Genomic DNA, 13,439 nt, shown 5'->3' with positions numbered 1-13,439 from the left:
TTACGTGATTTTCATTTGTTTTTCTTCGTTTACCATGCCCTCGCCTCGTGGTGATTCACCACATGTCAAAGGAAAATCATGTTGAACAGAAAGTTTGCCGCTCCGCTGGCGCTCGCCGCCCTTGCCACCCTCTCCGGATGTGCCACCGAAGGCTCCCGCAGCCTGGAAGTTCCCCGTGTCGCCACGGTGAATCAGCCTTACACCGGGGAGCGCAGCCCCTTGTCCGTCGGCAAGTTCGACAACCGCTCGAGCTACATGCGCGGCATCTTCAGCGACAACGTTGACCGTCTCGGCGGCCAGGCCAAAACCATCCTGATCACCCATCTGCAGCAGACCGGCCGCTTCATGGTGCTGGATCGCGACAACCTCAAGGAAACCGCGCAGGAAGCCGGCTTCAACAAGCAGAACCAGAAGATCAAGGGCGCGACCTACGTTGTCACCGGTGACGTGACCGAATTCGGCCGCAAGGAAGTGGGCGACCACCAGCTGTTCGGCATCCTCGGCCGCGGCAAGGAACAGGTGGCCTATGCCAAGGTCGCGCTGAACGTGGTCAATGTGGAAACTTCGGAAGTCGTGTTCTCGGCGCTGGGCGCCGGCGAGTACAGCCTCTCCAACCGCGAAGTCGTAGGCTTCGGCGGCACGGCAAGCTACGACTCCACGCTCAACGGCAAGGTGCTCGATCTCGCCATCCGCGAGGCCGTCAACAACCTGGTGCAGGGCATCGAAACCCGCGCATGGCGCCCCTGAACCCAGCGGACTGATCCATGACATCCATCCAATCACGCAGCCTGGCCCTGCTGGCCTGTGTTGCAGGGCTCGCGCTGGCCGGCTGTGCCAGCAAGCCCGCCGGCCTCTACTACTGGGGTGACTACCAGAAGCAGGTCTATGCCGAACTGCGCAGCGAAAGCGGCGGCGGGCCGGAGCAGATCATCGCGCTGGAGAAAACCGTTCAGCAGGCGCGCTCGCAGAGCAAGCCCCTGCCGCCCGGCTTCCACGCCAACCTCGGCCTGCTCTATCTGGGTCAGGGCAAGATCGACCAGGTCGTGCAGGAATTCGAAACGGAAAAGGCGCTGTTCCCTGAAGGCGCGTCCTTCATGGACTTTCTGCTCCGCAAGATCAAGGGAGAGCAGAAATCATGAACCTGTCATCACTGCTGAAATGGGCCGGCGTCGCACTGCTGGCGCTGCTCGCCTCCGGTTGCGCAACCCGGCAACCGTATGACTACAGCGCCTTCCGCCGTGCACAGCCGAAATCGATTCTGGTGCTGCCGCCGGTCAACAAGTCGCCCGACATCCTGGCCTCCAACAGCCTGCTCGCTCACATGAGCATGCCGCTGGCCGAAGCAGGCTATTACGTTTTCCCGGTTGCGCTGGTCACCCGGACCTTCAAGGAAAACGGCCTCAACAGCCCGGATGAAATGCACGCCGTCAGCACCGCCAAGCTCCGCGAAATCTTCGGAGCCGATGCGGCGCTGTATGTGGAGATCACCGAGTACGGCACGAGCTACGCCGTCATCCGCAGTGACACGGTGGTGGCTGCCAAGGCCCGGCTGCTCGATCTGCGCAGCGGCGAAACGCTCTGGGAAGGCAGTGCCCGTGCTTCAAGCGGCGAGGGTCAGAGCAACAACAACGGGCTGATCGGCGCACTGGTCAAGGCTGCGATCGACCAGATCGTGAATACGATCGGCGAAAAGGGGCACGAAATCGCGGGCATCACCAGCCAGCGCCTGCTCTCGCCCGGCCCCTCCGGCATTCTGGTCGGGCCTCGCTCGCCGGAATACGGCAAGGACACCGGCAACCGGCCTTGACGCGGACCTGCACGGTAAAACGCCCGGCATTGCCGGGCGTTTTTCATTGCGCGCCGGCCGGCAAACCGGCCGCTCGCTCAACCCACCGGTGTGACGCCCGGCAGATGGCTGTCGAGAATCGCACCGCGCAGCAGATCGATGACCTTGGTCCGCGGATAGGTCACGCGCCAGGCAATCGCCACGCGCCGGCTCGGGGCCGGCTCGGCGAAGGGGCGCACCGCCACCAGCTTCTGGCTCTCCACGAGCGGATCCGCCGCAGCCGCCGGCAGCACGGTCACGCCCAGACCGGTGGCGACCATATGACGGATGGTTTCCAGCGAACTGCCTTCCATCGTTTTCTGCAGCCCGGTGCCATGCGCACAGCGCGGGCAGGCCTCCAGAACCTGATCGCGGAAGCAATTGCCGGCGCCCAGCAGCAGCAGGGGCTCCTCCTGCAACTGCTGGGTGGTGAGCTCGCGGAAGCCGGACCACGCATGATTCGAGGGCATCACGACCCGGAAGGGCTCGTCATACACCGGCTGAGTCACGATGCCTTGCTCCACGAAAGGCAGCGCCAGCACCGCCACATCGATCTCGCCCTTCTTGAGCTGCTCGGCCAGCTTGTGGGTGTAGTTTTCCTGGATCACCAGCGGCATGCGGGGAGCACGCTCGGCCAGCAGCGGAATCAGTGAAGGCAGCAGGTAGGGTGCGATGGTGAAGATCACGCCGATGCGCAAGGGCCCCGAGAGTGCGTCACGGCCAGCCTCAGCCAGATCACGGATCTGGCTCGCCTCGCGCAACACGCGTTCGGCCTGATCGACGATATGACGACCGATTTCGGTGACTTTCACATCCACCGCGCTGCGTTCGAACAGCGTCACGCCCAGCTGCTCTTCAAGCTTCTTTACGGCCACCGACAGGGTCGGCTGACTGACATGGCACTTCTCGGCCGCGCGACCGAAGTGACGCTCCTGTGCCAGTGCAACGATGTATCGCAGATCAGTGAGGGTCATGACAGCTCCGGCACATCCGGTCCGGAACCGGATGATGAATAGGATTTTTCAATTATATGCCTCTCGCTGGATAGCCTGATTGATCGAAATCGACCTCTCTTGAAGTTTGCGCCCCCCACCCCATTTCGTAACGAGATGTAAATCCCCGGAACCGCCTACGGCGGGGCCGGGTCGGAATCACCGTGCCACGCAAGCCGATGTCGTGGTGCACAGGAAATCACTGTTATTCCGGAGGACCTCAATGCGTCAATCCCTGCTTCGTGCGACCCTGCTTTCCGGCGTGGCCGCCATTGCATTCACCGGTTGCATCGATGCGACCGGCATTTCCGCTTCCCACGCCAGCACGCCCGCCACCGCGGCGGCAGCGGCGCCGGCACCTGCGGCAACTGCCGCACCCGCCAGCCGGATCGCACTGCCGGACTTCAGCAGTCTGGTCGAAGCCGTCGGGCCGGCCGTGGTCAATATCAGCGTCACCAGCGTCGACAAGAGTTCGCCGGCCGCGCTGCCCTTCGATGAAAACGACCCCTTCTTCGAATTCTTCCGCCGCTTCGGCATTCCCGGCCAGGGTCAGGGCCAGCAGGCTCAGCCGCGCGTGCAGCAGGGCGTGGGCTCCGGCTTCATCCTGAGTGCGGATGGCTACATCCTGACCAACGCCCATGTGGTGGATGGCGCCACCGAAGTCACCGTCAAGCTCACCGACAAGCGCGAGTTCAAGGCCAAGGTCATCGGCGCGGACAAGCGCACCGACGTGGCCCTCATCAAGATCAACGCCAAGGGCCTGCCCTTCGTGAAAACCGGCAACCCGGAGGCCAGCAAGCCCGGTCAGTGGGTGCTGGCCGTCGGCTCACCCTTCGGGCTCGAAAACAGCGTGACCGCGGGCATCATCTCGGCCAAGGCACGCCGCCTGGATGGCGACAGCTATGTCAATTTCATCCAGACCGATGTGGCGATCAACCCGGGCAACTCCGGCGGCCCGCTGATCAATCTCGATGGCGAAGTGATCGGCATCAACTCGCAGATCTATTCGCGCTCGGGCGGTTACATGGGGATCTCCTTCTCCATCCCGATCGACACCGCGCTGCAGGTGAAGGACAAGCTGCAGAAGTTCGGCAAGGTCTCGCGCGGCAAGCTGGGCGTCGTGATCCAGGGCATGGACAAGGAGCTCGCGCAGTCCTTCGGCCTCGACAAGCCTGAAGGCGCACTGGTCAATTCCGTCGAGCAGGACGGCCCGGCCGACAAGGCCGGCCTGCAGGCCGGCGACATCATCCAGCAGGTCGATGGCGCGAAGATCGCGGACTCGGCTGACCTGCCGCGCCTGATCGGCAACCACTCGCCCGGCGATGCAGTGAAGCTCAAGGTCTGGCGCAACAAGGCGGTGCGCGACATCAGCGTCAAGCTCGGCGAGCAGGCTGACGAGCGCGTCGCGGTCGGCGCCGATGACGACAGCAGCGCGGCAGCGCCCGGCGGCAAGCTCGGCCTGATCGTCCGTCAGATCAATGCCCGTGAAGCCCAGCGTGCCGGCATCGCTGCCGGTCTGGTGGTGGAACAGGTGACCGGAGCCGCCGCCCGCGGCGGCATCCGTCGCGGTGACGTGATCCTGGCTGTCGGCAACACCAAGGTCACGAGCTCCGACCAGCTGCGCAAGGCAGTGGAAGCGGCCGGCAAGACGATCCCGCTGCTGATCCAGCGCGGCGATGTGCAACAGTTCGTCGTGGTCCGCACCAACTGATTCCCGCTACGTCTCCTCCCCCGCAGGGTGCCCATCAGCCCCTGTCGTTTGAACGGCCGCAGATGCGGCCGTTTTTTTTCGTCCCGAACCCTGCGGGCGGACAGGCATGCAACACCGCGCCGCGCAGGAAGGCGGATTCGTGCAAAAGCGTTTTATTGCCGGCGCCAATCCTGATGGAATGGCGTTCCTGCCACCTGTTTCCGGTCACATCATGTCGCTCAAACCGCTCGCCGCCCTTCTTCCGTTTGCCCTGCTGCCCGCTGTCGCACAGGCCCTGCCGGCCTTCCCGGGCGCCGAGGGCTTCGGCGCCAATGCCACCGGCGGCCGTGGCGGCGAGGTGGTATTCGTCACCAACCTCGACAACTCCGGCAGCGGCAGCCTGCGCTCGGCGCTGTCCGGCTGGAGCAACTCGCCCAAGATCATCGTCTTCAAGGTCGGCGGCGAAATCCGCCTCAGCTCGCCGATCCGCATCTCGAACAGCAACATCACCGTGGCCGGGCAGACCGCACCGGGTGGCGGCATCACGCTGCGCGGCGCACCGCTCGAAATCACCGGCAGCAACCTGATCATCCGGCACATCCGCATCCGTCACGGCAACGAGCGCAGCGGGGATGACGATGCCGTGTCGATCATGGACGGCGCGCGCAACATCATCCTCGACCATGTCTCGGCCAGCTGGTCGGTCGATGAAACGCTCTCGCCGTCCGGCGACATCCGCGACATCACGATCCAGTGGTCCGTCATCTCGGAGAGCCTGCGCAACGCCGGCCACAAGAAGGGCGCGCACGGCTATGGCAGCCTGCTGCGGGCCACCGGCGGCGTGAGCCTGCACCACAATCTGTGGGCCCATCATCTGGGCCGCAGCCCGCGCTTCGGCGACAACTACGGCAAGCCCTTCTACCCCTCGCCCACCTTCGACTTCCGCAACAACGTGATCTACGACTGGGGCAGCTACGCCAGCGGCACCATCGACGGCAACATCAGCGTGAATTACGTGGCCAACTATCTCAAGCCGGGCCCCAGCACGAAGAAGCTGCTGCCGGTCACCCTGACCCGCTTTGCCGACGCGAAGACGCGTTTCCACCTCGCCGGCAACCTCGTCGACGGCCACCCCGAAATCAGCGAAGCCGCCGGCAACTTCATCGGCGCCGAGAGCAACAATCCGCCGGCCGTGTTCACGCTCAGCGAGACGCCCTTCCCCGCCCCGGCCCTGAGCACCACCGACGCGGCCACCGCCTACGAGCAGGTGCTCGCCCGGGCTGGCACCACCGTGCCGAAGCGCGATGCGGTCGATGAACGCGTGATCCGCCAGGTCCGCAGCGGCACCGGCGGCCTGATTGACACCCAGAACGATGTCGGCGGCTGGCCGCAGCTCGAATCAGGCTCCGCAGCGCTCGACAGCGACGGCGACGGCATTCCGGATGACTGGGAAATCGCTCACGGCCTCGACCCGAAGAACCCGAAGGATGCGCGCGAGCTGGACGCCAGCGGCTACATGCACATCGAGCGCTGGTTCAACGAGCTGGCAGATAAAAAGGACTGAGGATCAGGCAGACGGTGGCTGTGGCGGCTGCACGTCCAGCGCATCCAGCGCGGCCGGAGACAGCAGACCGGCTGCGGTATCGATCTGCAGGACGAGGCTCTGGCCGTTCTTCAGCTGCCAGTCGTGAAAGTCCGCCAGGCCCGCACCGCTGAGCGCGCGCAGCACCTTGGCCACGAAACCATGGGCGACGAGCAGGACGGTCGCGCTGCCCTGCTGCGCCAGCAGGCGGCCGAGGCCGGCATGGACACGATGGAACACCGCCGAGATGCTCTCGCCGCCGGGAGGTGCCTCATGCCACAGCCGCGTGACGTTCCGGGCCCAGAGTTCCGGATACCGCGCCTCGGCCTCCTGCCGCGTCAGGCCTTCATACACGCCTACATGACGCTCACGGAAGGCCGGATCGATTCCGGCCTGCACGCCCAGCGCCGCGCACACGATGTCAGCGGTCTGGCGGGCACGCCGCAGCGGTGAGGAAATCACCACGTCCGGCCAGGCCGGCAGATGCGGCGCAATCGCCTGTGCCTGCGAAATTCCATTGGCATTCAGATCCGGATCCAGCGCACCGAGGTAGCGTTCCTCTAGGTTGAACGCGGTCTGGCCATGGCGCACAACAATCAGCTTCATCTGGCTCGGTCGTGAAGAGTGAAAAAGGGACAGGCTTGAACACCGGCCCGCTGCGGCAGCGATGCCATTGTCACAGGAATCCGGCATCCAGACGCCTCCTGCGGCTCAGCGGCGCGGAGCCGGGCTCAGCTTGCCGGCCGGGACGCCCGTTCCCGCAGCAAGGCGCGGGTGTAAGCTTCCTGCCTCGCCTGCACCGAGCCGCTCATGGAATTCCGCCAGCTCAAGTACTTCATCGCCGTCGCCGAGGAAGGCAACATCAGCCGCGCGGCGGCACGCCTGCATATCTCGCAGCCACCACTGACACGCCAGATCCAGCTGCTGGAAGAGCAGCTCGGCACGCAGCTCTTCCGCCGCACGCACTGGGGCGTGGAGCTCACCGCAGCGGGCAGTCTCTATCTCGAGCACGCCCGCCAGATCACCGCGCACATGACCCAGGCCGGTGAGCTCGCCCGGCGCGCCGGCGAGGGGCGCATCGGCCGGCTCGACGTGGGCGTGTTCGGCTCGGCGATGCTGGGCTTCGTGCCGCAGATCCTCAACAGCTTTTCGGCGGCCCATCCCGATGTCGAACTGGTGCTGCACAGCGCCCCCAAGGGTCAGCAGATCGAAGCCCTGCAGCGCGGCCGCATCCTGATTGCCTTCGACCGCTACCTGCCGGAGTCCGACACACTCCATGTGGAAACCGTCTGCGCGGAGCCGGTGCTGGTCGCCCTCAATTCCCGCCATCCGCTGTCACGGCACGAAGCGGTCAGCGTGGAATCGCTGCGTGACGAGGCCCTGATCGGGGAGCACAACTGGAGCGTGTTCGCGGCCACCCGCGAGCTCTTCGCCCATCACGACATCGAGCCCCGCATCGGCCAGCGCGCGCCCGACATGATCACCGCCGCGGTGATGGTGGCGGGTGGCTTCGGTACTGCGCTGGTGCCGGCCTCGGTGCGCAACCTGCAGCTGCCAAACGTGGTCTACCGCCCCCTGACGGGCGCCGTGCCGGCCGAGATCCTGCTCCACTGCGCCTGGCGGCGCGGCGACGACAACCCGCTGCTGCAGGCCCTGCTCGCCACCGTGAGCGCCTTCCGGCGCAGCCACGAAGCGGTCCAGCAGCGTGCGCAGCAGTCCGGAGCGGTCTAGCCGCGGGCTGGCCCGCCCGGCTCAGACAATGCTGTCGTACAGCGCCATGTAGCCCTGGGCGGCCACGTCCCAGGAGAACTCGCGGCTCATTGCGCGCTGCATCACCTGCTGCCAGCGGTCGGGCTGCTGCCTGAGCGCGACCATGCGGTCGAGCGTGGCCTGCAGGGCGCCCGCGGTCGCCTCGCGGAAGACGAAACCTGTCGCCGTGCCGTCGAGCAGCGTGCGCTCGTTGGCGTCCACCACGGTGTCGGCCAGTCCGCCGGTGGCGCGCACCAGCGGCAGGCTGCCATAGCGCAGCGCATAGAGCTGGGTCAGGCCGCAGGGCTCGAAGCGCGAAGGCACGAGAATGGTGTCGGCGCCGGCAATCACCCGATGCGCCAGTGATTCGTCATACACCATGCGCAGCGCGACCTGGCCCGGATGCGCGGCCACGGCCGCCTGGAACGCCGCCTGCAGCGCCGGGTCGCCACTGCCCTGCACGACCAGCTGGCCGCCGAGCGAGAGCAGATGGGGCAACGCCGCGAGGATGAGGTCCAGCCCTTTCTGCGAGGTCAGCCGGCTGACAACGCCGCACAGCAGCGCCTCAGGCCGCGGTGCGAGACCGCATTCACGCTGCAGCGCCGCCTTGCAGGCGGCCTTGCCGGAGAGATCGGCTGCGCTGTAGGTGGCCGCCAGACCGGTATCCCGCTCAGGATTCCAGATCGCGTAATCCACGCCATTGAGCACGCCCGACACATCCGCGCCGCGCCCCTGGATCACGCCTTCGAGGCCGCAGCCGAACTCACGCGTGGCGATTTCCCGGGCGTAGCTGTGGCTGACTGTCGTGACCTTGCGGGCGAACTTGAGGCCGGCCTTCATGAGCGAGAGCTGGCCGTGGAACTCGAGCGACTGCGGCCGGCCGAAAACCGCCGGCAGGCCCAGCAGATGCAGGTCCGCCAGCGCGAAAAGGCCCTGATAGGCCAGGTTGTGAATGGTGAAGACGGTGCCGGTGGTGGCGGCCGGGTTCTGCGACAGATAGGCACAGGCCAGCGCGGCATGCCAGTCGTGGGCATGCAGCACATCGGGCTGCCAGCTCTCGTCCAGCTCGCCCGCGGCAAGCTGCGCCGCCACCCAGCCGAGCAGGCCGAAGCGTTGCAGGTTGTCCGGCCAGTCCGCGCCGTTCGAGGCCTGATAGGGGCTGCCCGGACGACGATAGAGGAAGGGCGCGTCGATCACATAGACCGGCACCTGGCTGAAGGGCATGGTGGCGCGCAGCAGGCGCACCCGGGCGGCGCCGAAGGCCGCGCCGATCTCGCAGACGGTGTGCGGCGAAATCACCGCATCGAGGATCGCCGGCAAGCCCGGCAGGAGAAGGCGCGCATCCGCCTTGCGGGCGATCAGCGCCTGGGGCAGCGCCCCCAGAACATCGGCAAGACCGCCGGTCTTCACCAGCGGGAAGACTTCGGCAGCTACGTGCAGGACTTTCATCGGCATGGGTTCCGGCAGGATCGGGCGCACCCGCCGGAGGGGCGGGTGCGAGCCGCGACAATGCCGAGAAAACGCCGGCCGCGCAAGCTGCGCGGCCGGCGTCTCAGCCCTGCAGGGCCTTGAGCATGTCGCGGGTAACGAGCACGATGCCCTGCTCCGAGCGGTAGAAGCGGCGGGCGTCGGCCTCGGCGTCCTCGCCGATGACCATGCCGTCGGGAATCACGCAATCGCGATCGACCACCGCGCGATGCACGCGGGCGCCCCGCCCGACCTGCGCCCCGGGCATCAGCACCGACCAGCTCACATGCGCATGCGAATGCACGCGCACGCTGTTGAACAGCAGGCTGCGCACCACCTCGCCGGAGACGATGCAGCCGGCCGACACCACCGACTCGATCGCCGCGCCGCGACGGCCGGGCTCGTTGTGCACGAACTTGGCCGGCGGCAGCTGGGCCTGGTAGCTCCAGATCGGCCAGCGCGTGTCATAGAGGTCGAGCTGCGGCACGGTGGCGGTGAGGTCGATGTTGGCGTCCCAGTAGGCGTCGATGGTGCCGACGTCTCGCCAGTAGGGCTCATCGGTGGGCAGGTTGCGCACGCAGGATTGCGAGAAGGGGTGCGCGGCGGCCTGCGCGTTGCGCACCGCACGTGGAATGATGTCCTGGCCGAAATCGTGCTTGGAGTCAGGATCCGCCATGTCGCGCTCGAGCTCCTTGTAGAGGTAGCGCGCGTTGAACACATAGATCCCCATGCTCGCCAGCGCGAGATCCGGATGGCCCGGCATCGGCGGCGGATCGGCAGGTTTCTCGACGAAGTCGGTAATGAGGTTGTTCTCATCGACCGCCATCACGCCGAAGGCCGTAGCCTCTTCCCTCGGCACGGCAATGCAGCCGACCGTGCACTCGCGGCCCTTGGCCACATGGTCGGCGATCATCAGCGCGTAATTCTGTTTGTAAATATGGTCGCCCGCGAGCACCAGCACATAGTCGGCGCGGTAGCTCGCGATGATGTCCTGGTTCTGATACACCGCGTCTGCCGTGCCGCGGTACCAGCTTTCCTCGTCGGTGCGCTGCTGTGCGGGCAGCAGGTCGATGAACTCGTTCATCTCCGGCTTCAGGAAGGCCCAGCCGCGCTGCAGGTGACGCAGGAGGCTGTGCGACTTGTATTGCGTGATCACGCCGATGCGCCGGATGCCGGAGTTGAGGCAGTTCGACAGGGCGAAATCGATGATGCGGAACTTGCCGCCGAAATAGACCGCGGGCTTCGCGCGGCGATCGGTGAGATGCTTGAGCCGGCTTCCCCGGCCGCCGGCAAGGACCAGCGCAACGGTGCGCTTGGGCAGATCGAGGCTTTGCGCCAGATCGTACTGGGCCATGATGGTTGTCTCCCCTTCTGGACTGGTTGCAGGCCATTGCAGTGATCACCTGCTGCATGGCAGCAGCAATCAGTGTGCCACCATTCGTCGGCGTACGCGAAACCGGACACATGGGTACGAAAGTCCCCCGCGCCGGCCTGCTGACCCGGCCCGCTATTTGCATGAACAGACAATGGAGACCGCATCGGCGGATAAAAATTCAATACCATGTCTGCAGCGCGGCACACCGCCTGAAGCCTTCGGTCAGCCCGTCCGCCGCGTCCACGCAACCGCCCGAGCCGGGCAACAAAGGAGATCAAGGTGAGCCTCACGACCCCGACCGACCGACCCAGCCTGCGTGCAGCCATCGACGAGCAGCTCCTGAAGAGCGTTGGCGTGCCGGCGCGCGACGCGACGCAGACCGACCTGATGAAAGCCGTCGCCGAGATCGCCCGCGAGCAGCTCTCGCAGCGCTGGGTCGAGACCCAGCAGGCCGACACCGATGACAAGGCGCGGCGCGTGTATTACCTGTCGATGGAATTCCTGATCGGCCGCACGCTCTCGAATGCGCTGGCGGCCCTGGATCTGACCGGCGGCGCGGCGGCGGGCGTCAACGAATACGGGCAGAAGTTCGAAGAGGTCGCCGATCACGAACCGGATGCCGCACTCGGCAATGGCGGCCTCGGCCGGCTCGCTGCCTGCTTCCTGGACTCGATGGCCACGCTGGGCCTGCCCTCCTTCGGCTACGGCATCCGTTATGAATACGGCATGTTCGCGCAGGACATCATCCGCGGCTCGCAGGTCGAGTATCCCGACCCCTGGCTCGCCGACGGCACGCCCTGGGAATTTCCGCGGGCCGACATCAGCGCGCCGGTGCGTTTCGGCGGCTGGGTGGAGCACTTCGGCGAGCGCGCGATCTGGCGTCATGCCGGCGAGGTTGTCGCCAAGGCCTATGACATGGTGATTCCCGGCCACGGCACCCGGCGAGTCTCCACGCTGCGGCTGTGGAAGGCCGTGGCCCCGGCCCACCTGGATCTGCAGGCCTTCAATACCGGCGACTACGGCCGTGCGGCCCAGGTCAAGAACGAGTACGAGAACATCTCCTGGGTGCTCTACCCGAACGATTCCACGCCCGCCGGCCGCGAGCTGCGCCTGCGCCAGGAATACTTCTTCGTGGCCGCTTCGGTGCAGGACATCCTGCAGCGTCACCTGGCCGAGCATGGCTCGCTGGATAACCTGCACGAGAAAGTGGCCATGCACCTGAATGACACACATCCGGCCATCGCAGTGGCCGAATTGATGCGTGTACTGTGCGACGACCATGGCATGCCCTGGGTGAAAGCCTGGGAGATCACGCGCCAGACCTTCTCCTACACCAATCACACGCTCATGCCCGAGGCACTCGAGACCTGGCCCGTCTCGCTGATGCAGCATGTGCTGCCGCGGCACCTGGAGATCATTTTCCGGATCAATGCCGAGTTCCTCGAACTCGCGGCCACCGTGCGGCCCGGTGACAACGGCTTCCTCTCCCGTCTCTCGCTGATCGACGAAGCCGGCGAGCGCCGCGTGCGCATGGCCCATCTCTCGATCGTGGGCAGCCACAAGGTCAACGGCGTCTCGGCCCTGCACTCCAATCTGCTGGTGCAGACCATCTTTGCCGACTTCGCCGTGCTGTGGCCGGACCGCTTCACCAACATGACCAATGGCGTCACGCCCCGCCGCTGGCTGGCGCAGGCCAACCCCGGCCTGGCCGGGCTGCTCGACCGCAGCATCGGCAGCGGCTGGCGCCTGCAGCTGAGCGAGCTGAAGAAGCTCGAGGCGCTGCGCGAAGACGCGGCCTTCCGCGCCGAATTCATGGCCATCAAGCGCGCCAACAAGGCCCGCCTCGCGGCACTGGTCGAACGCGAAACCGGCGTGAAGCTCAACCCCGACAGTCTCTTCGACGTGCAGGTCAAACGCATCCACGAATACAAGCGCCAGCTGCTCAACGTGCTGCATGTGATCGCCCGCTACCAGGCCATCATTGCGGCCCCCGAGGCAGACTGGGTGCCCCGAGTCACGCTCTTCGCCGGCAAGGCCGCATCGAGCTATGTCGCTGCGAAATCCATCATCCGCCTGATCCACGACGTGGGTCAGGTCATCAACAACGACCCGCGCGTGGGCGACCGCCTCAAGCTCGTCTTCGTGCCCAACTACGGCGTCTCGGTGGCCGAAGTGATCATGCCGGGCGCAGACCTCTCGGAGCAGATCTCCACCGCCGGCACCGAAGCCTCGGGCACCGGCAACATGAAACTGGCATTGAACGGCGCGCTCACCATCGGCACCGACGACGGCGCCAACATCGAGATCCGCGAAAACGTCGGCGATGACAACATCTTCATCTTCGGCCTGCGCACGCCAGAAGTGGCCGCCCTCAAACGCGGCGGCTATCAGCCGATGCGCCTCTGCGAGAGCAACCTGGCGCTCAAGTCGGTGCTCGACGCGATCACCGGCGGGCAGTTCTCGCCCGATGATCCGGGTCGCTACCGGCCGCTGGTCGACGCGCTGCTGTGGGGCGGGGACCACTACATGCTGCTGGCCGATTACCAGTCCTACATCGACACGCAGTACCGCGTCGATGCGCTCTACCAGCAGCCCGAAGCCTGGGCCCGCAAGGCCATCACCAACGTAGCCAACATGGGCAGCTTCTCGGCTGACCGCACGATCGCGCAGTACGCACGGGAAATCTGGGGAATTCCCGTGCGAGCCTGAGGTCTGACCCCGCCCGGGCAGGCGCAGGCCTGCCCTCACCGACGGACCCG

Annotated in this window: 11 protein-coding genes; 7 read left to right on the top strand and 4 right to left on the bottom strand. The window is 65.9% G+C overall.

What is annotated here, in order from left to right; all coding sequences use genetic code 11:
* Window positions 1-78: 78 nt before the first annotated feature.
* Genes ABDB87_RS08245 through ABDB87_RS08235 form a run of 3 tightly spaced genes read left to right on the top strand, consistent with a single transcriptional unit; the run spans window position 79 to window position 1,807 of the window.
* Window positions 79-747: a CsgG/HfaB family protein gene (locus ABDB87_RS08245; RefSeq protein WP_345925833.1), complete on the top strand. Its 669-nt coding sequence runs from the start codon at window positions 79-81 to the stop codon at window positions 745-747.
* A gap of 17 nt (window positions 748-764) precedes the next feature.
* Window positions 765-1,139 (top strand): DUF4810 domain-containing protein, encoded by a 375-nt coding sequence (locus tag ABDB87_RS08240; protein WP_345925831.1) that lies wholly within the window; start codon window positions 765-767, stop codon window positions 1,137-1,139.
* Window positions 1,136-1,807 (top strand): DUF799 domain-containing protein, encoded by a 672-nt coding sequence (locus tag ABDB87_RS08235; protein ID WP_345925829.1) that lies wholly within the window; start codon window positions 1,136-1,138, stop codon window positions 1,805-1,807. Before ABDB87_RS08240 ends, ABDB87_RS08235 begins: the two co-directional genes overlap by 4 nt.
* Before the next feature lie 77 nt (window positions 1,808-1,884).
* Here ABDB87_RS08235 and ABDB87_RS08230 read toward each other — a convergent pair whose 3' ends face one another.
* Window positions 1,885-2,799 (bottom strand): hydrogen peroxide-inducible genes activator, encoded by a 915-nt coding sequence (locus ABDB87_RS08230; protein ID WP_345925827.1) that lies wholly within the window; start codon window positions 2,797-2,799, stop codon window positions 1,885-1,887.
* Between the two features lie 241 nt (window positions 2,800-3,040).
* On the opposite strand from ABDB87_RS08230, the gene ABDB87_RS08225 reads away from it, so the two are divergent.
* Together ABDB87_RS08225 and ABDB87_RS08220 are read left to right on the top strand one after the other, a co-directional pair.
* Window positions 3,041-4,528, top strand: a complete 1,488-nt coding sequence (locus ABDB87_RS08225) for a DegQ family serine endoprotease (RefSeq protein WP_345925825.1) — start codon at window positions 3,041-3,043, stop codon at window positions 4,526-4,528.
* Between the two features lie 106 nt (window positions 4,529-4,634).
* Complete coding sequence (locus ABDB87_RS08220) at window positions 4,635-6,071, top strand: hypothetical protein (protein ID WP_345925824.1); 1,437 nt, start codon at window positions 4,635-4,637, stop codon at window positions 6,069-6,071.
* 3 nt (window positions 6,072-6,074) lie between these two features.
* On the opposite strand, the gene ABDB87_RS08215 is transcribed toward ABDB87_RS08220, so the two are convergent.
* Window positions 6,075-6,695, bottom strand: a complete 621-nt coding sequence (locus tag ABDB87_RS08215; protein WP_345925822.1) for a histidine phosphatase family protein — start codon at window positions 6,693-6,695, stop codon at window positions 6,075-6,077.
* 204 nt (window positions 6,696-6,899) lie between these two features.
* Between ABDB87_RS08215 and ABDB87_RS08210 the strand changes: the two genes are divergently transcribed.
* A complete protein-coding gene (locus tag ABDB87_RS08210) occupies window positions 6,900-7,820 on the top strand; it encodes a LysR substrate-binding domain-containing protein (protein WP_345925820.1) in 921 nt (306 codons plus the stop codon).
* 21 nt (window positions 7,821-7,841) lie between these two features.
* Here the strand turns inward: ABDB87_RS08210 and glgA are convergent, their stop codons facing one another.
* Both glgA and glgC read right to left on the bottom strand, forming a co-directional pair.
* Window positions 7,842-9,287: a glycogen synthase GlgA gene (glgA, locus tag ABDB87_RS08205; RefSeq protein WP_345925819.1), complete on the bottom strand. Its 1,446-nt coding sequence runs from the start codon at window positions 9,285-9,287 to the stop codon at window positions 7,842-7,844.
* Between the two features lie 103 nt (window positions 9,288-9,390).
* Window positions 9,391-10,659, bottom strand: a complete 1,269-nt coding sequence (gene glgC / locus ABDB87_RS08200; RefSeq protein WP_345925817.1) for a glucose-1-phosphate adenylyltransferase — start codon at window positions 10,657-10,659, stop codon at window positions 9,391-9,393.
* 300 nt (window positions 10,660-10,959) lie between these two features.
* Between glgC and ABDB87_RS08195 the strand changes: the two genes are divergently transcribed.
* Entirely contained in the window at window positions 10,960-13,389 is a 2,430-nt protein-coding gene (locus tag ABDB87_RS08195; protein ID WP_345925815.1) for a glycogen/starch/alpha-glucan phosphorylase, read from the top strand.
* Window positions 13,390-13,439 lie beyond the last annotated feature (50 nt).

It is taken from the genome of Uliginosibacterium paludis (assembly GCF_039631355.1).
Classification (GTDB): Bacteria; Pseudomonadota; Gammaproteobacteria; order Burkholderiales; family Rhodocyclaceae; genus Uliginosibacterium; species Uliginosibacterium paludis.
The sequence above is the reverse complement of the archived record's forward strand: the minus strand, read 5'-3'. Positions and strand labels throughout refer to the sequence as shown.